Origin of the sequence: Streptomyces sp. NBC_01214 (genome assembly GCF_026340975.1) — a bacterium.
Classification (GTDB): domain Bacteria; phylum Actinomycetota; class Actinomycetes; order Streptomycetales; family Streptomycetaceae; genus Streptomyces.
Genome location: NZ_JAPEOS010000001.1, coordinates 3134314 through 3156184 on the forward strand (window position 1 = coordinate 3134314; position 21871 = coordinate 3156184).

21 protein-coding genes are annotated in these 21871 nt (G+C 73.7%); 12 read left to right on the forward strand and 9 right to left on the reverse strand.

Annotation, left to right across the window (positions count from 1 at the left end):
- Positions 1–13: 13 nt before the first annotated feature.
- Both OG594_RS14990 and OG594_RS14995 read right to left on the reverse strand, forming a co-directional pair.
- A complete protein-coding gene (locus OG594_RS14990; RefSeq protein ID WP_266599000.1) occupies positions 14–1303 on the reverse strand; it encodes an MFS transporter in 1290 nt (429 codons plus the stop codon).
- Between the two features lie 113 nt (positions 1304–1416).
- Positions 1417–2457, reverse strand: coding sequence for a hypothetical protein (locus tag OG594_RS14995; RefSeq protein ID WP_266599002.1), 1041 nt, complete (start codon positions 2455–2457; stop codon positions 1417–1419).
- A gap of 96 nt (positions 2458–2553) precedes the next feature.
- On the opposite strand from OG594_RS14995, the gene OG594_RS15000 reads away from it, so the two are divergent.
- The 5 genes from OG594_RS15000 (at position 2554) to OG594_RS15020 (ending at position 7321) form a co-directional block, all read left to right on the forward strand.
- Positions 2554–3006 (forward strand): DUF4442 domain-containing protein, encoded by a 453-nt coding sequence (locus OG594_RS15000; protein ID WP_189973593.1) that lies wholly within the window; start codon positions 2554–2556, stop codon positions 3004–3006.
- A 78-nt stretch (positions 3007–3084) separates the two neighbouring features.
- Positions 3085–3285, forward strand: coding sequence for a type II toxin-antitoxin system VapB family antitoxin (locus tag OG594_RS15005; protein WP_266599005.1), 201 nt, complete (start codon positions 3085–3087; stop codon positions 3283–3285).
- Positions 3286–3400: 115 nt separating this feature from the next.
- Positions 3401–5902 (forward strand): glycoside hydrolase family 3 C-terminal domain-containing protein, encoded by a 2502-nt coding sequence (locus OG594_RS15010; protein WP_266599007.1) that lies wholly within the window; start codon positions 3401–3403, stop codon positions 5900–5902.
- A gap of 58 nt (positions 5903–5960) precedes the next feature.
- A complete protein-coding gene (locus tag OG594_RS15015) occupies positions 5961–6632 on the forward strand; it encodes a DedA family protein (protein WP_266599009.1) in 672 nt (223 codons plus the stop codon).
- Entirely contained in the window at positions 6629–7321 is a 693-nt protein-coding gene (locus OG594_RS15020; protein ID WP_266599014.1) for an ankyrin repeat domain-containing protein, read from the forward strand. Before OG594_RS15015 ends, OG594_RS15020 begins: the two co-directional genes overlap by 4 nt.
- Here OG594_RS15020 and OG594_RS15025 read toward each other — a convergent pair.
- Positions 7318–7863, reverse strand: coding sequence for a gamma carbonic anhydrase family protein (locus OG594_RS15025; RefSeq protein WP_266599016.1), 546 nt, complete (start codon positions 7861–7863; stop codon positions 7318–7320). The two genes, OG594_RS15020 and OG594_RS15025, sit on opposite strands and share 4 nt — an antisense overlap.
- Positions 7864–8001: 138 nt before the next feature.
- Between OG594_RS15025 and OG594_RS15030 the strand changes: the two genes are divergently transcribed.
- On the forward strand, positions 8002–8748 hold the full coding sequence (locus tag OG594_RS15030) for an acyltransferase (protein ID WP_266599018.1): 747 nt from the start codon (positions 8002–8004) through the stop codon (positions 8746–8748).
- A gap of 102 nt (positions 8749–8850) precedes the next feature.
- Here the strand turns inward: OG594_RS15030 and OG594_RS15035 are convergent, their stop codons facing one another.
- Positions 8851–9717, reverse strand: a complete 867-nt coding sequence (locus OG594_RS15035) for a DMT family transporter (protein ID WP_266599020.1) — start codon at positions 9715–9717, stop codon at positions 8851–8853.
- Positions 9718–9822: 105 nt separating this feature from the next.
- Here OG594_RS15035 and OG594_RS15040 point away from each other — a divergent pair, with 105 nt between their 5' ends.
- Positions 9823–10440 carry an XRE family transcriptional regulator gene (locus OG594_RS15040; protein ID WP_266602918.1) on the forward strand — a complete coding sequence of 206 codons (618 nt, stop codon included), beginning with the start codon at positions 9823–9825 and terminating at the stop codon, positions 10438–10440.
- 2 nt (positions 10441–10442) lie between these two features.
- Here the strand turns inward: OG594_RS15040 and OG594_RS15045 are convergent, their stop codons facing one another.
- Positions 10443–10847 carry a CoA-binding protein gene (locus tag OG594_RS15045; RefSeq protein ID WP_266599022.1) on the reverse strand — a complete coding sequence of 135 codons (405 nt, stop codon included), beginning with the start codon at positions 10845–10847 and terminating at the stop codon, positions 10443–10445.
- A gap of 172 nt (positions 10848–11019) precedes the next feature.
- Here OG594_RS15045 and OG594_RS15050 point away from each other — a divergent pair, with 172 nt between their 5' ends.
- Positions 11020–11574 (forward strand): hypothetical protein, encoded by a 555-nt coding sequence (locus OG594_RS15050; protein ID WP_266599024.1) that lies wholly within the window; start codon positions 11020–11022, stop codon positions 11572–11574.
- Here the strand turns inward: OG594_RS15050 and OG594_RS15055 are convergent.
- Entirely contained in the window at positions 11563–12087 is a 525-nt protein-coding gene (locus tag OG594_RS15055) for a hypothetical protein (RefSeq protein ID WP_266599026.1), read from the reverse strand. The genes OG594_RS15050 and OG594_RS15055 overlap by 12 nt on opposite strands.
- Positions 12088–12157: 70 nt before the next feature.
- Here OG594_RS15055 and OG594_RS15060 point away from each other — a divergent pair, with 70 nt between their 5' ends.
- The 3 genes from OG594_RS15060 to OG594_RS15070 all read left to right on the forward strand — a co-directional run bounded on the left by OG594_RS15060 (position 12158) and on the right by OG594_RS15070 (position 17047).
- The gene (locus OG594_RS15060; RefSeq protein WP_266599028.1) at positions 12158–12784 is read left to right on the forward strand and encodes a YigZ family protein; all 627 of its coding nucleotides are present in this window, start codon (positions 12158–12160) and stop codon (positions 12782–12784) included.
- Between the two features lie 85 nt (positions 12785–12869).
- On the forward strand, positions 12870–14039 hold the full coding sequence (locus OG594_RS15065; protein ID WP_266599030.1) for an exonuclease SbcCD subunit D: 1170 nt from the start codon (positions 12870–12872) through the stop codon (positions 14037–14039).
- On the forward strand, positions 14036–17047 hold the full coding sequence (locus OG594_RS15070; RefSeq protein WP_266599032.1) for an SMC family ATPase: 3012 nt from the start codon (positions 14036–14038) through the stop codon (positions 17045–17047). Before OG594_RS15065 ends, OG594_RS15070 begins: the two co-directional genes overlap by 4 nt.
- Here the strand turns inward: OG594_RS15070 and OG594_RS15075 are convergent.
- Entirely contained in the window at positions 17037–17483 is a 447-nt protein-coding gene (locus OG594_RS15075) for an Lrp/AsnC family transcriptional regulator (RefSeq protein ID WP_266599034.1), read from the reverse strand. The genes OG594_RS15070 and OG594_RS15075 overlap by 11 nt on opposite strands.
- Before the next feature lie 94 nt (positions 17484–17577).
- On the opposite strand from OG594_RS15075, the gene OG594_RS15080 reads away from it, so the two are divergent.
- Positions 17578–18108 carry a rhodanese-like domain-containing protein gene (locus OG594_RS15080; protein WP_266599036.1) on the forward strand — a complete coding sequence of 177 codons (531 nt, stop codon included), beginning with the start codon at positions 17578–17580 and terminating at the stop codon, positions 18106–18108.
- Positions 18109–18337: 229 nt separating this feature from the next.
- Here the strand turns inward: OG594_RS15080 and OG594_RS15085 are convergent, their stop codons facing one another.
- Both OG594_RS15085 and OG594_RS15090 read right to left on the reverse strand, forming a co-directional pair.
- Positions 18338–20041 (reverse strand): DUF885 domain-containing protein, encoded by a 1704-nt coding sequence (locus OG594_RS15085; protein ID WP_266599038.1) that lies wholly within the window; start codon positions 20039–20041, stop codon positions 18338–18340.
- Positions 20042–20288: 247 nt separating this feature from the next.
- Positions 20289–21752 (reverse strand): GNAT family N-acetyltransferase, encoded by a 1464-nt coding sequence (locus OG594_RS15090; protein WP_266599040.1) that lies wholly within the window; start codon positions 21750–21752, stop codon positions 20289–20291.
- Positions 21753–21871 lie beyond the last annotated feature (119 nt).

The window sequence follows — 21871 nt, forward strand, 5'->3', positions numbered from 1 at the left end:
GTCGGACGGTGCGTCAGTGGCCGACGGCGTCGGCGGGGGTCTGCTCGACGGGGGCCCCGGCGCCCGCGGCCGCCCCGGCGACGGGTTTGCCGTGCGCCCTGCGGGTCATGCGGCGGACGTCCGGGACCAGCAGGACGAGGGCGGTGGGCACGATGACCAGGACCGCGCAGCCCCACAGGGCCTGGGTACGTCCGAAGGCCGCCTCTGCGGGTCCGGCCAGGGCGGTGGCCACCGGAAGCATCGACACCGAGCCGAACCAGTCGTAGGCGGTGACCCGGGAGAACTTCTCCTCCGGGATCTCCTGGTGCATCGCGGTCATCCAGTTCACGCCGAAGACCTCGATCGCGGCGCCGCTGACGAACATCACCGCGCACAACCCCCATACGGGCAGCGGCACGGCGAGTCCCGCCGAGGGCAGCGCCAGCGGGAACACGCACAGCGTGCCGACGAGCAGCAGCCGGCGCGGTTTCCAGGCCATCATCAGGACGGCTCCGGCGATGGTGCCGACGCCGAAGAAGGCCAGGGCCACGCCCCAGGGTGCGGGCCCGCCCAGCTGGTCCCGGGCGACCAGTGGTCCGTAGACCGCATCGGCGGCGCCGACCACGGCCACCACGACGGAGAACTGGAGCACGATGCTCCACAGCCAGGGGCGGCTGCGGACCTCCACCCAGCCCTCGCGCAGATCGGACAGCAGGCCGCCGCCGGGGGCCCGGTCGGGCACGTGACTGACGTCGAGGAAGGCCCGCAGGGCGCCGGCGACGGCGAAGGCCGCCGCGTCGGCGGCCAGGACCCAGCCCGGGCCCACCGCGGCGATCATCGCTCCGCCGAGGGCCGCGCCACCGATGCCGGCACCGTTGATCGCCATGCGGAAGAGCGCGAAGGCCCAGTTGGAGTGTTCGCCGGAGACGGTGGAGAGCAGCATGCCCTCGGCCGCGGGATTGAAGAAGGCCGTACCGGTCCCGCACAGGGCGGTCAGCAGCATCATCTGCCACAGCCGGGGTTCGCCCGTGAGGACGAGGACGGCGAAGGCGGCCTGCGAGACGCAGTTGAGGACGTTGGCCGCGACCATCACCCGGTGGCGGGGCAGTCGGTCGGCGAGGGCGCCGCCGATGAGGAGGAAGAGGACGAGCGGCAGCGTGCGGGCGGCAGCGATCAGGCCCACGTCGCCGACGGACCCGCCGGCATCCATGACCGCGAAGGCGGCCGCGATGTGAGCTCCGTGGCTCCCCAGGTTGGTGATGATCGCCGCACCCGTGAGCAGGCTGTAGTTGCGGCCGGCCCAGTCGGGTCGGTGGCGGTTCACTTGCGTACGGGGTGGTGCGGTGCGGGGAGGGCTCACCCCCGGACTATCCCCGCCCCGGGCCGAGAATCCAAACGGATTGCCGGCGCGGGACGGGGGACGCGGGGGTCATGGCATCACGGAGTGGTGAGCCGGATGGAGCTGAGGACCTTGTCGTAGACGTCGGCCCCGACCTCTTCCTTCACGCCCGCCGCACTGATCAGCGCGAAGCTGGCGAAGTCACCCACGGCGTTCTTGAAGGCGAAGCCGATCGCCTTGCCGTCGGTGGTGCACTTGTGTTCCTTCTTGATGCCCGGGGCGGTCGCGATGACCATGTGGCCCTTGACGCCCGAGGCGGTCGTGAACTCCTTGGGGTCGGTCACCTTGACCGTTCCCTTCGGCATCTTCTGGGCGAAGCCGGCGTAGGCCCAGGCGAAGGTGTTGTCGGACGCCGCCTGGGCGGTGTCCTTGGCGCCCTGGGCCCCCTTGATGCCGGCGTCGGCGACCGAGTACTTCTCGACCCTGCCGTCCGCCTCCTTGTCGATCGTGCACCACTCCTCCTTGAGGGTGGCGGTCCCGCTCATCGTGATGAGCGGCTTGCCGTCGTTCTTGACGTCGTCGTCGTAGAAGAGCGACACCCCGGACTCGTGGACGTTCCACTCGGGGGGCACGTCGTAGCTGACGTTGTACTTCGTGTTGACCACGACCTTCCAGCCCGGGATGACGGGCTGGGCGCTGCCGCCGGCCCGCGGGTTCGGGCTGCTGCCGGCCGGGGCGGGTGCCTCAGAGGCCGGCGCCGAGGGGCTGGCCGCCGGCTTGTCGTCGGCCTCGGTCTTCTTGTCGTCCCGGGTCAGGACGAACGCGCCGGTCGCGGCGGCCACCACGACGACGGCGGCCGCGGCGACGATCGCCACGGTCTTGGTCGAGTACGGGCTCCCGCCGCCGCCGGCGACGCTCGCGGCGGGCTGGGGCTGCTGGGGCATCTGGGGCGGGCCCCACTGCTGGCCGGGAACGCCAGGGGGCTGCTGGTACCCCGGCTGCTGCGGGTATCCGTAACCGGGCTGCTGCTGGTACGGGTTCGGCTGCCCCGGCTGTCCCGGCTGCTGCTGGTACGGGTTCTGTTGCGCGTCCTGAGGGTTCTGTTCTCCCCCGGGCGGCTGCTGCTGTCCTGGCCACATGGCCGGTAACGATAGTGGCCGTGGCGGCGGGGAGCCACGGCCGCCCCCTTGGGAGCTCTGGCCAATGAGGACTACTCGCGGGTAACATCGCGTTCCATGAGCGCAGATCAGATGAACGTGGGCGAACTGCTCGCCGCGACCGTACCGATGGCCCGGACCCTGAACCTCCAGTTCCTGGAGACCACCCCCGAGCGCGCGGTCGTCCGGCTCCCGGACCAGCCCGACTACCACAACCACGTCGGCGGCCCGCACGCCGGCGCGATGTTCACCCTCGCCGAGTCCGCGAGCGGCGCGATCGTCCTGGCCGCCTTCGGCGACCAGCTCTCGCGCGCCGTCCCGCTCGCCGTGAAGGCGGAGATCGGCTACAAGAAGCTCGCCAAGGGCGTCGTGACCGCCACCGCCACCCTCGGCCGCCCGGCCGCGGAGGTCGTCGCCGAACTCGACGCCGGCGGCCGCCCCGAGTTCCCGGTGACCATCGCCATCCAGCGCGAGGACGAGGCCGTGACCGGCGAGATGACGGTCGTCTGGACCCTGCGTCCCAACGCGTGACGACCGGCGGACGCCAACCCCTGCGGCCACGGGCCGGCACACCCTAGAGTCCGTCGCACGACGACGGAGGGAACGCCCGTGGCCAAGGTCAACATCAGCCTCGACGCCGAGCTCGTGGTGGAGGTGATGGTGCTCGCCGGAGTCGGCTCGCCGCAGGACGCGGTGGAGGTCGTCGTACGGGACTACATCGCGCGCGGCCACCGCACCGAGGCGCGGGTCCAGCGCCAGGACGAGACCCGGCGCGGCAACGACTGCGCACGGCCGCTGCCGGAGGGCTGAACCTCGGCGCCGCGGTGGCGCGTCTCGGCCGACCCGGCGGGCGCGCGACGCACAGTGGGCGCGGGAGCGGTCCGGCGCGGGCCGCTCCCGCCGACCCACGCCGCAGGGAGCGCCCATGAGCGAGGCCGTGTCCAGACGTTCCGCGATGCGACTGCTCGCGGCGGCGGGCACGGCCCTCGGAGCCGGCGCCTGCGCGCCCGGGGTGCCGCCGGGCGCGGGAGCCCGTACGGCGCCGCCCGCCGCACCGGCCGCCGCCGAGGCCAAGGGCGCCGCGCGCATCGACGCCCTGCTGGAGCGGCTCACCCTCGACGAGAAGACCGCCCTGCTGCACGGCGCCCCCGATCCCGACTCCCTCGGCCAGGCGGGCTACGTCCCCGGCGTACCGCGCCTGGGCATCCCGGCGCTGCGCCTCGCCGACGGGCCCGCCGGGGTACGGGTCGCCAGGCCCGCCACCGCGCTGCCGGCGCCGGTCCTGCTCGCCTCCGCCTTCGACCCGGCGCTGGCCCGCGAGTACGGCCGCGTCATCGGCCGCGAGGGCCGGGCGCTCGGCCAGGACGTCCTGCTGTCACCCATGGTCAACCTCATCCGCACCCCGTACGCGGGCCGGAACTTCGAGACCTTCGCCGAGGACCCGCGGCTGACCGCCGACCTGGTGGGCGAGATGATCCGCGGCATCCAGGACGAGGGCCTCATCGCCACCGTCAAGCACTTCGCCCTCAACAACCAGGAGCACGGCCGCGACACCGTCGACGTGATCGCCGCCGAGCAGACCCTCCACGAGACCGAGCTACGGGGCTTCGAGGCCGCCGTGGCGGCCGGCGCGGGCGCCGTCATGGGCGCCTACAACAAGGTCAACGGCGTCCACGCCTGCGAGAGCAAGGCGCTGCTCGAGGAAGTGCTGCGCGGCAGCTGGGGGTTCGACGGCTGGGTGATGTCCGACTGGGACGCCACCCACAGCACCGTCGCCTCCATCGGCGCCGGACTCGACATGGAGATGCCCGGCGGCACCCACTTCGGCGGACCGCTGCGCGAAGCGGTGCGCGGCGGCTCCGTCCCGGAGGGCGCCGTCGACCTCGCCGTCCACCGGATCCTGACCACCATGGACCGCTTCGGACTGCTCACGGCCCCGCCCGCCGCACGGCCCCGGCGCGACGCCGCCGCGGGAGCGCGGACCGCCCGCAAGGTGGCCACCGCAGGAGCGGTGCTGCTGCGCAACGAACACGGCACCCTGCCCCTGACCGGAGCCGCCGCCCGCTCGATCGCGGTGATCGGACCGACCGGCCAGGTGCCCTTCGTCAGCGGCGGTGGCAGCGCCCACGTGCTCCCCGACGGGGCGGCCGCCCCGCTGACCGCCATCCGGCGCCGGGCCGGCAACGGTTCGACCGTCCCTTACGCCCTCGGCGAGGACCTGTACGGGCGGCCGCTCCCGGCGAAGCTGTTGACCCCGGCCGCCGACCTGGAGGAGCGGGCCGTGGACCCCGGGCGCGTCTGGAGCCACGAGGGAGAGTTCCGCCTCGCGGCCGACGACGAGTGGACCCTGCTCGTCCACTACACCGGGAAGCGGCCCGTCGTGCGCCTCGACGGTGAGGAGCTGTTCCCCGTCCGCCAGGGCGTGGCCGAGTACTTCGCCGGCGGACTGCTCGGCTCCGCACCCGACGGGATGAGCGTCCGCCGCACCACCCTCGCCCTCACAGCGGGCGCCCACCGGCTCGCCGTGACCGCAGAGGGCGGGGACAAGGGCCAGCGCTTCCGGCTCCGGCACACCACCGGGGCGATCCGCGCCGCGGACCTCGCCGAGGCCGTCAAGACCGCGAAGTCGGCCCGCAGCGTGGTGCTGTTCGCCTACGAGGACGCCACCGAGGGCCGGGACCGGACCTCCCTGGCGCTCCCGGGCGGGCAGGAGCGGCTGATCGAAGCGGTGGCCGCCGCGAACCCCCGTACGACCGTCGTGCTCAACACCTCCTCCAGTACGACGATGCCGTGGCTCTCCCGTACCGGAGCGGTCCTCCAGATGTACTACCCGGGGCAGGAGGGCGCGGGAGCCACCGCCGACCTCCTCTTCGGGGACGCGGACCCCGGGGGCCGCCTCACCCAGACCTTCCCGGCCGACGAGCAGGCCACCCCGGTCGGCGGCGACCCGCTGCGCTACCCGGGCGTGGGCGGCCGGCAGGAGTACTCCGAGGGCGTCCACGTCGGCCACCGCTGGTACGACGCCCAGGGGGTGACCCCGCTGTTCCCCTTCGGGCACGGGCTCTCCTACACCACCTGGCAGTACGAGAAGCTCACCGTCCGGCCGGAGCGGGCCGGACTGCGCGTGGAGTTCACCGTCCGCAACACCGGGCGCCGCAAGGGCACCGAAGTGGCCCAGGTGTACGTCGGCCCGTCCGCGGAACTGGAGCTCGACCAGCCGGTGCGCGCGCTGGCCGGCTACCGGCGACTGGCCCTGGCACCCGGCGAGGCGGAGCGCGTCACCCTCGACATCAGCGAGCGGGCGCTGTCGTCGTGGGACCCGGAGCGGCACGCCTGGGTGCTGGGTTCCGGCCGACGGCAGGTGTTCGTGGGTCGTTCGTCGCGTGAACTGCCACTGAGGTCCAAGGCGGTCGTGGCGAGCCGATAGGCTGCCCGTTCGGCGTGTCACAGGGGGCGCGCCGAGGACGACACGGGAGGACGTACCGGTGCACATCCAGGAATGGCTGGAGACGATTCCGGCGGTCAGCATCTATCTCCTGGTGGGTCTGGTCATCGGGCTGGAGAGCCTCGGCATCCCGCTGCCGGGAGAGATCATCCTGGTCAGCTCGGCGCTGCTGGCCTCGCAGCACGGGGAGATCGACCCCGTGGTCCTGGGACTCTGCGCGATCACCGGGGCGATCGTGGGCGACTCGATCGGCTACGCGATCGGCCGCCGGGGCGGCAAGCCGCTGCTGGACCGGCTGGGTCGGCGCTTCCCCAAGCACTTCGGACCCCAGCAGGTGGCCCTGGCGGAACGCTCCTTCGAGAAGTGGGGCATGTGGGCCGTCTTCTTCGGACGGTTCGTGGCTCTGCTGCGGATCTTCGCCGGCCCGCTGGCGGGCGTGCTGCACATGCCCTACTGGCGCTTCCTCGTCGCCAACGTCTTCGGCGGCATCCTCTGGGCCGGCGGCACCACGGCCGTCATCTACTCGGTCGGGATCGTCGCCGAGCCGTGGCTGAAGCGGTTCTCCTGGCTGGCGCTGGCGCTCGCCGTGCTGTTCGGGCTCGCGGTCACGCTGGTGGTGCGCAGCCGGATGAAGAAGGCGGCCGCGGCCGCCGGGGCCGCCGATGCGGAGATCCCCGCGCAGCAGACGGCCCCGGCCGCAGTCGGCGAATGACGGCAGCGGAGCGACCGGAGCCGGACTGGTCGGGCGAGGGCCGGGAGGACCACTACCACCCGCTGGCGAACGGGCTGGGACGCGCCGCCGAGGCCGGGGACACGGACCTGGTGCGGCGCTTGCTGGCCGAGGGGGCCGAGGTCGACGCCTGGGTCCTCGGCGGCCGCCGGGCCTTGGACCTGGCCGTGTGCGCCGGGCAGGTGGAAGCCGTCCGGCTCCTCCTCGCGGCCGGCGCCGACCCCCGGCTCGATGCCGGCCCCTACGGCGAGGCGACGCCGTTGGCCCTGGCCGTGATGAACGGGTACGCGGACGTCGCCCGGGCCCTCCTCGACGCCGGCGCCCCACCGGGCGCCGCCCCGGGCGGGCTGCGCTACGTGCCGCTGATCCTGGCGGCCGCCTCCTCGGAGGGCGGGAGCCCGGAGATCGTGGACCTGCTCCTGGACCGGGGCGCCGACATCGAGGAGACGAGGCGGGACTGCACCGCGCTCGACTGGGCCGCCCGCCAAGGCTGCCCGGCCACGGTGGAACGGCTCCTCGAGCGGGGCGCCGCCCTCACCGAGCGGACCTTCCGGGAAGGGGCCGCGGGACAGGTGTTCACCGGCAACACGAGACCGGGCCCCGGCACGCGCCACGATGAGTACAAGGCCGTCAGGGCGCTGCTCGTGGCCGCGTGGGATGCCCGGAACTAGACCTCCGGCGTCACGGACGCGCGGTGCTGCTTGGCCAGGTCCACGTACATCAGGGCGTTGACCTTGATGCCCTCGCGCTCCTCGTCGGTCAGCTCACGGCGCACCTTCGCGGGCACGCCCGCCACCAGCGAGCCGGGCGGTACGACCATCCCCTGCGGGACCAGGGCCTGCGCGGCCACCAGCGAACCGGCGCCGATGACGGCGCCGTTCAGCACGGTCGCACCCATGCCGATCAGGCAGTCGTCCTCGACGGTGCAGCCGTGCACGACGGCGTTGTGGCCGATGGAGACGCGCTCGCCGATCGAGACCGGGAAGCCGGGGTCCACGTGCACCGTGCAGTTGTCCTGCACGTTGCTGTCGGCGCCGAGCGTGATCGGGCCGCAGTCGGCGCGCAGCACCGCCGAGTACCAGATGCTCGCGCCCGCGGCGAGGGTGACATCGCCGACCACGACCGAGGTCGGAGCCGTGAAGGCCGTCGGGTCGATCTCCGGGTTCTTGCCGCCGACACCCGCCACGAGTGCCTGGGCCACCTGGTGCGTCATGTTCTCTTCCTCTGCGTCCGTCGTCCGGTTGCCGCGCTAACGGCACCGTAGGCCACGCGGGCCGCCGCACCGGCGATGGGGTGAAGATCACAGGAGTGTGGCCGGGGCGGGCCGGGCCCGGCGCACTACCGTGGCCGGGTGCCGAAGAAACAGAACACGTTCTCATCTCTGACGGCCGCGCGTCGCCGGTTGGCGAGCCGCGTGGTCCACACCGGCTGGCGCTGGATGCAGCAGGCCGGTGCGGTCACCGCGCAGACCCCGGGGCGGCTCAGGTTCGGTGCGATCGGGGACGGCACCCGGCTCGCCTTCCCCCAGGGCACCGTCTTCGGCGAGCGGTGGATCCGGCTCGGCGGGCACTGCATCATCGGCGAACAGGTCACCCTGACCGCCGGGATGATGCCGGACCTCGACCTGGGCTCCGAGCCGATGCTGGTGCTCGGTGACGGGGTGGTCATAGGCCGCAACAGTCATGTCATCGCCGACGCCCGGATCGCCATCGGCGCGAACACCTTCTGTGGACCCGGGGTCTACATCACGTCCACCAACCACAGCTACGACGACCCGCACGAGCCCATCGGCCGGCAGTGGCCGCGCAGCGCACCCGTGGAGATCGGCCCCGGGTGCTGGCTCGGCACCGGCGCGGTGATCCTGCCGGGCGCGCGCCTCGGCCGCAACGTGGTGGTGGCCGCGGGCGCCGTCGTACGGGGCGAGGTCCCGGACCACGCCGTGGTGGCGGGGGCGCCGGCGCGCATCGTGCGGCGCTGGAAGCCGGAGACGGGCTGGCAGCCGCCGCTGCGCACGCCGACGCCGGTGCCGATCCCGGACGGGATGACCCCGGAGCAGCTGCGCGGTCTGGCCGAACTCGCGGAGGCCGAGCACTCCTAGGCCGTGTCCGTCAAAGTCCCGCCTGCCCCGCGACGCCCGGCACCGCACCTCCGCCTCGCGATGCACGGCACCGCCCCTCCGCCTCGCGATGCACGGCACTGCTCAGCCCGCGGCCAGGAGGACCGTTCCGGCGAGGGCCAGGCCGGCGCCCGCTGCCTGGACCGTGCGCAGCCGTTCCTTGAGTACGGCGAAGGCGGCGAGCGCGGTGATCACCGGGTAGAGCGAGGACAGTACGGCGGCCATGGTCACCGGGCCGTTCTGGGCGGCTATGGAGTACGTGCCGTTCGCTGCGACGTCCGCGAGGCCGACGAAGGCCAGGGCGGGCAGCAATCCCCACAGGAGTTTCGGGCCGGTGCCGGCCGGAAGGGCGGGGAGGCCGCGCCGGGTCTGCGTCCACAGGGCGGCGCCACCCACGGCGACATTGGTGACCCGCTGCACGAACAGCGCGAGGAACAGCCCGGTGATGGTGCTGGACGCCTCCGCGATCAGGGCCATCACGGCACCGAAGCCGAAGGCCGCGACCAGGGTGAGGACGACGGCCTGCCGCTGGACGGGCGCGCCCCGCAGCTCCGGGCCGCCCGCGAGGACGATGCCGACGACGGCCACCGCGATCCCCGCGAACTGGCCGAGGCCGGGCCGCTCGCCCAACATCAGCCCCGCGGTGACGGGTACGACCACGCCGAGGGAGCCCAGCGGCGAGACCACGCCCATCGGGCCGAGGGCCAGCGCCTTGTAGAAGCTGAGCATGGCGACCGGTCCGACCAGGCCCGCCCCGACCGCGAACCACAGCTGCGGACCGGCCTCCCGCCAGGCGCCGGTTCCGAGGACCACCGCACCGAGCACGACCACGGCCACGACCTGCGAGACGACGACCACCGTGAGCGCCGGGATCCGACGGGTCAGCAGCCCGCCGCCGAAATCAGCGAGCCCCCACAGCACGGCTGTGGCCAGGGCGAAGAGGGCGGTCATGGGGGCCTCGCAGTACAGTGCGGTGAACGCTGGAGTGCAGCATCGAATACAGAACACGTTAGTGCACTCTGTTGGACTGTGTCATCCAAAATATTGGACGGAATGGTGTCGGACCTCGAACAGCTCACGCAGGCGCTCGCCCGGAACCTCAAGCGGTGGCGCGGCGAACGCGGTTTCACCCTGGACTCCCTGGCGGCCCGCGCGGGAGTGAGCCGCGGGATGATCATCCAGATCGAGCAGGCCCGTACGAACCCCAGCGTCGGCACCACGGTCAGGCTGGCCGACGCACTGGGCGTCAGCATCTCCGCGCTCCTCGACCACGACCGGGGCCCGCAGGTTCGCGTCGTCCAGCCGGACCAGGTGGTGCGGATCTGGTCCAGCGAGGCGGGCAGCTCGACGACCATGCTGATCGGCACCGACGAGCGCGGCCCGATGGAGCTGTGGACCTGGCACCTGGTGCCGGGCGAGGGGACGGACTCCGTCGCGCACCCGTCCGGCACCATCGAGATGCTGCACGTCACCGCGGGGGAGTTGACCCTGGTCGTCGGCGACGAGGAGTTCCGCGTCCCCGCCGGGGCCGCGGCCACCTTCGAGGCGAACCTCGCGCATTCCTACCGCAACGACGGCTCCGAACCGATGGAGATGACCCTCGCGGTGTCCGTCCCACCGGTCTCGCCGCCGCCCGCCCATGCCCACGGCGGCCCGGCGGCGTCCGCCCGTTAGGCCTACAGCGCCGGGATCTCGATCGCGGGGCAGCGGTCCATGACCATCGTCAGCCCCGTCTCGCGGGTGCGGGCGTACGCGGCCTCGTCGATCACGCCGAGCTGGAACCAGACGGCCTCGGCGCCGACGGCGACGGCCTGGTCGGCCACCGGCCCGGCCAGCTCGCTGTTCACGAAGACGTCCACCACGTCCACCTTGAACGGGATGTCCGCCAGTGAGGCGTACCCGGGCTCACCGTGCACGGTTTCGGCCTTGGGGTGCACGGGGACCACGCGCTTGCCGAACCGCTGGAGCACGCGGGCCACCCCGTAGGCCGCGCGGTCCTGGTTGTTCGAGAGCCCCACCACCGCCCAGGTGTCGCCGAGCTCGGTGAGGATCTTGCGGATGGTTGCCGGATCGCCGTACACGTGTGCCGCCTCCTGGTGCTCTCGTCCCCGCCCATCCGACCGCTGCTTCTCCAGCGCGTCGGACCGGCGCTCAGCCGCATCAACCGAAAACTGCCGGGCACGATTCCCCGGCACCGGTCCCGATTCCGCGCGGTAGCCTCTCGTCCCGTTCGGACGGGACGAGGGGCGGGACGTGGAGACACTGGTGGAGGGCGCCGTCGCGGAGGCCCTGCGCACGGGAGACGGCGGGGCGGTCCGCCTGTACGCGGCCGCCTGCGCCGAACGCGCGGTGCCCCTGTTCATCGGCATGCGGGCGGGCACGCCGGACCGCGAAGCCGATCTGGACCTCTGCGTGGAGTCCCTGCGCGGCCTCTGGAACGCGGACCGGGCGCTGCCCGACGCCGCCGAGCGCGTGCGCGCGCTGGAGGGTTTCCCGGAACTGCAGCCTTGCGAAGAGGGCATCTCCGATGTCGCCGGGACCTACGCCTTCTTCGGCGTCCTCGTCCTGCGGTACGCGCTGCTGGCCCACGCCTCGGCGGAGGTCGACCACGCACTGTCCTGTGGTCACGTCGCGCTCACCGCGATGGGTCTGCTCGACCAGAACCTGGCCGACGGCGCCGGCTTCCGTGCCGAGGAGGAAGCGTTGCAAGCGCGCTCGCTGAGCGGTGGTGCCGCGGGCCTGTGGGAAGCGAGCGTCGCGGCGGGGCGCGAGAGGGTGCGGGCGGTGCTGGGCCGCCTACCCCGCTGACGGGTCCACGTTCCAAGTCGACGGCAGGGACGCGTCGCAGAAGACGCAGACGAAGTGCTCGTCCCGGACGACGTTCAGCTGCGCGCAGGCCGGGCAGCGGCGGAAGACCACCTCGTGGGTGAAGCCGGACGGGTGCCCGATCCCCGCCGCGTCCAGAGCCTCCGCGACCTCCGGCCACGAGCCGGCGTCCGGGCAGTATCCGGTCGACTGGTTGCTCACCGCCCGGACCACCCACCGCCCGGACTCCCGCCCGAAGGTGATCTCCCCGGCGCTCAGCACCGTGCCGCCGCCGGCGCAGACCACGTGCTCGCTGCGCCGCGGTGCGAGCCGCAGCACACCGGCGCGGTCCACGACGAACGTGACGGGCTCGGACAGCTCGGCCGCCGCCGGACCCGCGGCCCAGTCCTCGAACTCCGCCGCCGAGCGGATCCTCCGGCCCCCGCCCTCCGGCCGGACGAGCGCCCTCAGCTCGGCCGGTCCCACGTACCGGTAGTGCCACCCCCGCAGTTCCATGCCCGCCAACCTAGGGGGTGACCTGCTTCGGGCGGGCGGGGGCCCGTTCTGCACCGCTTAGGGTGGTGAGGTGAAGGCAGACCAGTACGTGACGGTGGCCCGTGAGGGCGTGCACGAGTCCGAGATCAATCGCTCGCGCTTCCTCTGCTCGCTCGCGCCCGCCGCGACCGAGCAGGAGGCGCAAGACTTCGTCGCGCGCATCCGCAAGGAGCACCCCACCGCCACGCACAACTGCTTCGCCTACGTCGTCGGCGCGGACGCCTCCGTACAGAAGGCCAGCGACGACGGCGAGCCCGGCGGCACCGCCGGGGTGCCCATGCTGCAGATGCTCATGCGCCGCGACATCCGCTACGCGGTCGCCGTCGTCACCCGCTACTACGGCGGCGTGAAGCTCGGCGCCGGCGGCCTGATCAGGGCCTACGGCGGGGTCGTCGGCGAGGCCCTCGACGAGCTCGGCACCGTCACCCGGCGCCGCTACCGGCTGGCCACCGTCACCGTCGACCACCAGCGGGCCGGCAAGACCCAGAACGACCTGCGCTCCACCGGCCGGACCGTGGTGGACCTGCGCTACGGGGCCGCGGTGGAGATCGAGGTGGCCCTCCCGGAGGCGGACCTGCCCGCCTTCGAGGCCTGGCTCGCCGACACCACCGCGGGCAGTGCCGGCCTCACCCTCGGCGGAGAGACATACGCGCCCTGAGCGCCCCCGGGGACGGGTTAGCGTAGAGGGGTTCAGCGAGCGGGAGACGACCAGGGGGAGACGGCATGTGCGGCGGGGCCGGCGAGTGAAGTTCCTGCACACCTCCGACTGGCACCTCGGCCGGGCCTTCCACCGGGTCAACCTGCTCGGCGCCCAGGCGGCCTTCATCGACCACCTCATCGAGACCGTGCGCGAGCGCGAGGTCGACGCCGTCCTCGTCGCCGGTGACGTCTACGACCGGGCCGTGCCTCCGCTGCCCGCCGTCGAGCTGTACGACCGGGCCCTGCACCGCCTCGCCGACCTCGGCGTCCCCACCGTGATGATCTCCGGCAACCACGACTCGGCCCGTCGCCTCGGCGTCGGCGCCGGGCTGATAGGCCGGGCCGGGATCCACCTGCGGACCGACCCGGCCGGTTGCGCCGACCCCGTCGTCCTGACCGACGTACACGGTGACGTGGCGCTGTACGGCCTGCCGTACCTGGAGCCGGCCCTGGTCAAGGACCAGTTCGGTGCGGAGAAGGTGAGCCACGAGGCGGTCCTCGGCGCCGCCATGGACCGGATCCGGGCCGACCTGGCCACCCGCGCGCCCGGCACCCGCTCGATCGTCCTCGCACACGCCTTCGTCACGGGCGGACGGGCCAGTGACAGCGAGCGCGACATCACCGTCGGCGGGGTCGAAGCCGTACCCGCCTCCGTCTTCGCGGGCGTGGACTACGCCGCCCTGGGCCACCTCCACGGCTGCCAGACCATCGACGAACGGGTCCGCTACTCCGGTTCCCCGCTCGCCTACTCCTTCTCCGAGGCCGACCACCGCAAGAGCACGTGGCTGATCGAACTCGGCGCGCAGGGCGAGATCACCGGCGCCGAGCGGATCGACACCCCCGTCCCGCGCACCCTCGCCCGGCTCCGCGGACGGCTGGAGGACCTGCTCCGGGATCCGGCGCACCAGGTCCACGAGGACGCCTGGGTCGAAGCCACCCTCACCGACCCGGTCCGCCCCGACGACCCCATGGCCCGCCTCACCGCCCGCTTCCCGCACACCCTCACCCTCGCCTTCGACCCCGAGGGCCGCCAGGAGGAGACCGGCGCCTCCTACGCCCAGCGCCTCAAGGGCCGCAGCGACCAGCAGATCGCCGAGGACTTCGTCGCCCACGTGCGCGGCGGAGGCCATGCGGACGAGGCCGAACGGGCCGTCCTCCAGGGCGCCTTCGACGACGTACGGGCCGACGACAGCCACCGGGAGACCCAACGATGAGGCTCCACCGGCTGGCCGTGACCGCCTTCGGCCCGTTCGCCGCGCCCCAGGAGATCGATTTCGACGCGCTCTCCAGCGCCGGCATCTTCCTGCTGCACGGACCCACCGGCGCCGGGAAGACCTCCGTGCTCGACGCCGTCTGCTACGCGCTCTACGGTTCCGTGCCCGGCCCCCGCCAAGCCCCCGGCACGAGCCTGCGCAGCGACCACGCCGCCGCCCACACCCCGACCGAGGTCACCCTCGAACTCACCGCGGGCGGCCGCCGCCTGGAGCTCACCCGGCGGCCCGAACAGGAGCGCCCGAAGAAGCGCGGCACGGGCACCACCAAGGACAAGGCCCAGAGCTGGCTGCGCGAGCACACCGGCGAGGGCTGGGAGCCGCTCAGCCGCTCCCACCAGGAGATCGGCGAGGAGATCGAGCAGCTGCTCGGCATGAGCCGCGAGCAGTTCTGCCAGGTCGTCCTCCTGCCGCAAGGGGAGTTCGCGCGCTTCCTGCGCGCGGACGAGGCCGCCCGCGGTCGTCTCCTCGGCCGGCTCTTCGACACCCGCCGCTTCGCCGCCGTCGAGGCCCTGCTCGGCGAGCGACGCCGGGCCGCCGAAGCCAAGGTCCGGGCCGGCGACGAGAAGGTCCTCCACACCGCCCAACGGCTCGCCCAGGCCGCCGGCGACAGCGCCGACCTGCGGGCCTGGCCGATGCCCGGACACCAGCCGGGCGACCCCGGGCTCGCCGGGGCCGTCCGGGCCTGGGCGGCCGTCGCCCGGTGCGCGGCCCGCGAGCGCCTCGACGTCGCCGAGTACGCCCTGGCCGCCGTCGAGAGCCGGCACGCCGCCGCCCGGCGGGCCGCCGAGGACGCGCGGGAGCTCGACCGGCTCCAGCGCCGGCACGCGGAGACCCTCCGCCGGGCCGCCCTGCTCGCCGGGGCCGCGCCCGAGCGGGACCGGGTGCGCGACCTGCTGGACCGGGCCCGGCGCGGCGCACTGGTGGCCCCCGCCCTGGAACTGCGCGGCGCCGCCTCCGCCGCGCACCTCTCCGCCGCCCACGCCGAAACCTCCGCCCGGGCACAGCTCCCGCCCACGCTGAAGGAGGCGGGCGCGGAGCAGCTGGCCGACGTCGAGCAACGGCTGCGCGAGGCCCTCGGCGCGCTCGGCGCGGCGCAGCGGGCCGAACAGCGCAGCGCCGAGATCGGCCGGGAACGCGCCGACCTGGAACGCGAGTCCCGGGCCGCCGAGGAGGCGCACCAGGAGTCCGCCGAGTGGCTGGAGCGCTGGGAGGCGACCCGTACGGCGCTGCAGGAACGCGTGGACGCCGCCCAGCAGGCCGCCACCCTGACCGAGCAGCTCGCGGGCCGGCTGGAACCCGCCCGCATGCAGCTGAACGCCGCCCGCCGGCGGGACGAGCTCGACGCCGACGCGGCACGCGCCGCCGGCGAACTGCTCACCCTGCGCGAGGAGTCGGCCGCCGCCCGGGAGCGCTGGCTGGAGCTCAAGGAGGCCCGGCTGCGCGGGATCGCCGCCGAGCTTGCCGAGGCACTGGTGGCCGGGGAGGCCTGCACCGTGTGCGGGTCCGCGGAACACCCTGCTCCGGCCCGCCCGGCCCCCGGCCACGTGGACCGCGCCGCCGAGGACGCGGCCCACGCCCACTTCGAACGGGCCGAGCAGGCCCGGGCCGCCGTCGAGCGCCGGCATGCCGCCGCCCAGGAGGCCCGCGCCGAGGCCGCGGCCGCCGCGGGGGACGTCGCCACCGCCGAACTCCTCGACCTGACCGCCGACCTGAGCGCCCGCCATGCGGCCGCCCACGCCGCGGCCGCCGGCCTGCACGCCGCCCGTGAGCAGCTCGCCCGCGCCGAGCGGGAGCACGCCACGCGCAGCGCCGACCGGCAGGGCGCCGAGACCCGGGCCGCCGCCAGGGCCTCCCGGCGCGAGGCCCTGGACCGCGAACAGGCCGGACTGGAGGCCGAACTCGCCCTCGTGCGCGACGGCGCGCCCACCGTCGCGGCCCGCGCCCGCACCCTGGAGGACCGGGTCCGGATGGTCTCCGGCGCGGCCACCTCGCTGCGCCGGGCCGAGACCACCGCGGCCCGGCTGAAGGAGGCCGACGACCAGCTCGCCGACGCCGCGTTCAAGGCCGGCTTCGACACCATCGAGGCCGCCGCCGACGCGGTGCTCCCCGAGTACGAACGCACTGCGCTCCAACACCGGCTGGACGCCTGGCAGACGGAAGAGGCCCTGCTGGCGGACCGCCGCGGCGAGACCGGCGCCGCCGAAGCGGCAGCCCTGCCTCCGGCCGCACCGGACGCGGCCGACGCGTACGCGGCCGCGGCCGCGGCGAAGCTCCGTACGGCGGGGTCGGCGGCCGACGCGGCCCGGGCGCGCTGCACGGAGCTCGACCGGCTCTCCCGGCAGGCCGAGCAGGAACTGCGCGCCCTCGGCCCGCTGCGGGAGGCCTACGACCGGGTCGCCCGGCTGGCCGGACTCACCGCCGGCACCTCCGCCGACAACGAGCGCAAGATGCGCCTGGAGGCCTACGTCCTGGCCGCCCGCCTGGAGCAGGTGGCCGCCGCCGCGACGGTACGGCTGCTGCGCATGTCCGGCGGCCGCTACACCCTGGTCCACTCCGACGCGCGAGCGAGCGGACGCGGGCGCTCCGGCCTCGGACTGCACGTGGTCGACGCGTGGACCGGCAGCGAGCGGGACACGGCCACCCTGTCGGGCGGCGAGACCTTCTTCGCCTCGCTCGCCCTGGCGCTCGGCCTCGCGGACGTGGTCACCGACGAGGCGGGCGGGATGCGCCTGGACACCCTCTTCATCGACGAGGGCTTCGGCAGCCTCGACGACCAGGCGCTGGACGAGGTGCTCGACGTCCTGGACTCGCTGCGCGAGCGGGACCGGAGCGTCGGCATCGTCAGCCACGTCGCCGACCTGCGGACCCGGGTCCAGGCCCAGTTGGAGATCGTCAAGCAGCGCGGCGGCTCCGTGGTGCGCCACCGCACGGCGGCGCTCACGGACTGAGCGGCCGGCGGGGCAGCGGGGAGGAGTAGACGACGCTCGTCGTCACCGAACCGAGCCCCGCGATCCGGCCCGTGACCTCCTCCAGGTGCGACATCGAGCGGGTCGCGACCTTGAGGACGAAGCAGTCGTCGCCCGTGACGTGGTGGGCCTCCAGGATCTCCGGGGTGGCCTCCAGGAAGTCGTGGAAGGGCTTGTAGTTGCCGTGCGGGTAGCGCAGCCGCACCAGGGCGAGGATCGACTTGCCGAGCCGTTCCGGGTCCACCACCGCCGTGTAGCCCGTGATGATGCCGGTCTCCTCCAGTCGGCGGACCCGCTCGGTGACGGCGCTCGCGGACATGGACACGGAGCGGGCGAGCTCGGTGAAACTGGCGCGGCCGTCCCGCTGGAGGGCTTCGAGGATTCGCCAGTCGGTGGCGTCAGGGGAATAGTCGGTCATGACGCAGGTCTAGCAGGGGATTCCCCGGTCGTACAAGGGAAAGGCCGGGGAATCCCACTTCCAGTGATGATCAACAGATCGTAGATTTCTTGCCATGACGACGACGCAGACGCACCCGAACCAGGCGGGCTCCGCCGCCCCCGCCACCACCAACCCCGTGCTCCGGGTGCCTCCGGCCACCCCGGCCGCGGCCGCCGCGTACTTCGCCGCGAGCCTGGCCTTCCACGCGGACGTGTCGGACGTCGCCGCCGCCTTCAAGGCCCACCGCGAGCAGGGCGCGGAGCTCGGCTTCCAGCTCGTCGACTCCCGTTCCACCCCGTCCTGGGACCAGGCGCACGTGCCCGGTGCCGTCCACCTGCCCACCGCCCTCATCCCCGAGCAGGCCGAGCGGCTCCTGGACAAGAACGTCCCCGTGGTGACGTACTGCTGGGGTCCCGGCTGCAACGGAGGCACCCGCTCCGCCCTCGCCCTGGCCGAACTCGGCTTCCAGGTCAAGGAGATGCTCGGCGGCATCGAGTACTGGATCCGGGAGGGCTTCGAGGTCGAGACCTGGCAGGGCAGCCAGCAGCGCGCCGAGGCCGACCCGCTGACCGCGCCGACCGACTCGGACGACTGCGGCTGCTGAGGTGCGTGCCCAAGGCCCGAGGGTCTGTGCAGCGCCGAGGACCCGTACGGCCGAGGACCCGTACCGCGCCGAGGGCCCGTACCCGCGCCGAGGGCCCGTACCCGCGCCGAGGGCCGGTAGGGCGCCAGGACGTACGGGCCGTGGGCCTGTCCGGGCCCATGAGAACGGGCCGCTCATCCCCCCGGGAATGAGCGGCCCGTCCGTCCTTCGCCGCCGGGCGGCCGGGGCGTCAGAGCTTCGACAGCTCGTCCACCAGATCGTCCAGCCCCAGCGAACCCTGCGACAGCGCCGCCATGTGCCAGGCCTTCAGGTCGAAGGAACCGCCGTGCGCGGCACGCGCGTTGTCCCGGCCCTGGAGCCAGGCGCGCTCCCCCAGCTTGTAGCCGATCGCCTGTCCCGGCATCGACAGGTAGCGGGTCAGCTCGCTCTCGACGAAGTCCGCCGGCCGGCCGCTGTGCAGGCCGAAGAACTCCTGAGCCAGGTCCACCGTCCACTGCTCGCCCGGGTGGAACGGCGAGTCCGCCGGGATCTCCAGGCCCACGTGCATGCCGATGTCCACGATGACCCGCGCCGCGCGCATCATCTGGCAGTCCAGGTAACCCAGGCGCTGCTCGGCGTCCTTGAGGTAGCCCAGTTCGTCCATCAGCCGCTCTGCGTACAGCGCCCAGCCCTCGGCGTTGGCGCTGACCATGCCGACGGTGGCCTGGTAGCGGGAGAGCTGGTCCGCCACGTGCGTCCACTGCGCGAGCTGCAGGTGGTGGCCCGGCACGCCCTCGTGGTACCAGGTGGACACCAGGTCGTACACGGGGAAGCGGGTCAGGCCCATCGTGGGCAGCCAGGTGCGGCCCGGGCGGGAGAAGTCCTCGGAGGGGGACGTGTAGTACGGGGCCGCGGGACCGCCCGGCGGGGCGATGCGGGACTCCACCTTGCGGACGCGCTCGGCGAGTTCGAAGTGCGTGCCGTCGAGGTTCTCCATGGCCTCGTCCATCAGGCCCTGCAGCCAGGCCTGGACCTCGTCGACGCCCTCGATGTGGGTGCCGTGCTCGTCCAGGTGCTTCAGCGCCTCCCAGGGGCCGGCGCCCGGGAGGATCTTGGCCGCCTCGGACTTCATCTCGGCGAGCAGCCGGTGGTACTCGGACCAGCCGTAGGCGTACGCCTCTTCCAGGTCCAGGTCGGTGCCGTTGAAGAAGCGGGCCCAGCGGGCGTAGCGCTCGCGGCCCACGGTGTCGGGCTTGCCCTCGACGGCCGGGGCGTACACCGAGCGCATCCAGTCGCGCAGTTCGACGACGGCGGCGGTCGCGCCGGCGGCCGCGGCGTCCAGTTCGGCGCGCAGGGAGTCCGGACCGGCGGAGACGAAGCCCTCGAAGAAGGGCGCCGCGGAGCCGTCCTGGCCGACCCAGGTCGTGAGCTGGCCGATCATGGTGGTGGTGGCGCGGGGGCCACCATACAGGCCGCGCTCCAGGCCGAGTCCGAGGCTCTCGCGGTAGCCGGCGAAGGCGGCCGGCACGGCGCGCAGGCGCTCGGCGATCGCCGCCCAGTCCTCGTCGGTGTCGGCGGGGGTCAGGGAGAAGATCTCACGGACGGAGTGCGCGGGGCTGTGGATGTTGCTGACCGCGCACAGGTCCTCGTCGGCCTCCAGTACGGCGAGCTCGGCGGTGAGGCGCTCGCGCAGCAGCCGGGCGCAGCGGCGTTCGGCGTCGCTGTCGGCGCCGGGCTCCGACTCGGCCCCGTCGAGGCGGGTGAGGGTCTCGCGGATGAGCTCGGCTACGGCCGCACGGCCCGCCGGGGAGTAGTCCGGGAGCTTGCTCGAACTCGCGGCGACACCGAGGTAGGTGCCCGTGATCGGGTCGAGGGCGATGAGGTCGTCGACGTACGCGTCGGCCACCTGGCGGGGCAGCCGCGGTGCACTGCCGTTGTGGAGGGTCTCTGACATGCGGACATCTTCGTATGCGGGACGGGTTCCCGTCATCACCGATTGCCGCCGGACTGCTGACGCGGGCCGGAGCGGGGTCGGCCGTGCGTGCGAAGAATCTTCAACCACCGTGCTGGACAGGCCACTTCGCGTTCCGGAGGTCATGGCCTTCGGGGACGGGACGCTCGCAGCTTGGCCGGATCCCGCTGGATCCCGCCGGATTCCGCCGGATCCGGGCCCCGGTCGGGGTCCCGGTCCGGACGGATCGTCAGGCGCGGCGCCGCGGGGCCGGCTGCTCGTGCGGGAGCGCTTGCGGGAGCTCGCGGGGAAATTCGTAGGGCAGCCGGGAGCTGACCGGGGTCGCGTCCAGCCGGGCCGTGATCACCAGGGTGCCCTCCTCGATCTGGTAGTCGAGGGGGAGGCCGAGGCCGCGCATGGCGGCGACCATGCCGGTGTTGGAGGCCTGGGTGACGGCGTACACGCTGTCGCACCCGGCCTCGACGGCCATCGCGAGGAGTCGGCGCAGCAGCTCGGAACCGATGCCGCGGCGCTGCCAGTCGTCCTCGATGAGCAGGGCGACCTCGGTCTCGTCGCCGTCCCACAGCAGGTGGCCGAGGGCGACGAGCTTGCCGGAGGCGGTGGTCGCGGCGAGGGTGCGGCCGAAGCGGGGGCTCAGCAGGTGGCCGAGGTAGCGGTCGGCGTCGCCCACGGGGCCGTGGTAGCGCAGCGACAGCGTGCGCTCGGAGCAGCGGTCGTGCATGGCCCGGGCGGCTGCCCGGTCGGAGTCGTCGGCGCGGCGCACGGTGATCTCGTTGCCCTCGGGCAGCGTCAGTACGTCCTGACTGCGCGGGACGCGGGGGCCGAGCCGGGCGTCGAGCTCGACGAGGGCGCGGGCCCGGGCGAACTCGGTCGGGGTGAAGGGAAGGTAGGGCCGCTCCACGGTGATCGCACCGCCGGAGGGGTCGCGCAGCCGCATGACGGTGGCCTCCAGGACCCCCTCGACGGGGGCGTCCGCGCCGGCGTTGGGGCGGCCGGAGAGGGTGGTCGCCGGGATCGAGTGGATCGTGCAGCGGCCGAGCAGCTGACGCAGGGCGAGGGGCAGTTCGGCGGCGTCCAGGGCGGTGCGGGTGGCGAGGCCGAGGACCCGCGTCGGAGTGTCGACCAGGTCGTGGGCGTCGGCGCGCTCGATCCAGGTGCTGTGGCCGCCGGCCCGGGAGATCGCCCGGGTGAGGTCGGCGGAGGGCAGTTCCTGCGGGGCGCGCAGCAGGAACTCGTCGACCGTGCCGCCTTCGGGGAGCGGGTGCGTCTGGAGGGTCAGGATGTCGACGCCGTTGCGGGCGAGGGCGGTGCAGAGGGCGGCCAGGGAGCCCGGCTCGTCCCGTACGGTCGTGCGCATCCGCCAGAGGGCGGTGCTGCTGCCGGCGGTCGCGGGCGCCCTCCCTGCCGCGTCGGAGGTCGTCGGCGGGAGCGGCTCCGGATCGCCGGGGGCTGTGTTCCGCGGCGGGGGCGCATGGCTGTGGCGCCGTGCCCACCAGGTGTGGAAGGCCGCCGTCACCAGGAGTACGACGGCCGAGGCCACGAGCAGGACCGGGCCCCTCGGGCCGTGCACGACGAGATTGGCGATGGCGTCGGCAACCGCGACGGCGCAGAACATCGCGGCGAGTTCGACGACGTCGCGGCGCCAGTGGTGACGGTGGGGACGGTGGGCGGAGGCGGGGTTACGGTCAGTCATGCGCACCACTGTGGCGCAGGGGTGTTGCGTGATCACGAACGATCTGTGACCGACTGGTTAAGTGTCCATCTGGCCGATTTCACCCAGTTTTCTGGGCCATTTCCGGATTGCAAGGCCGG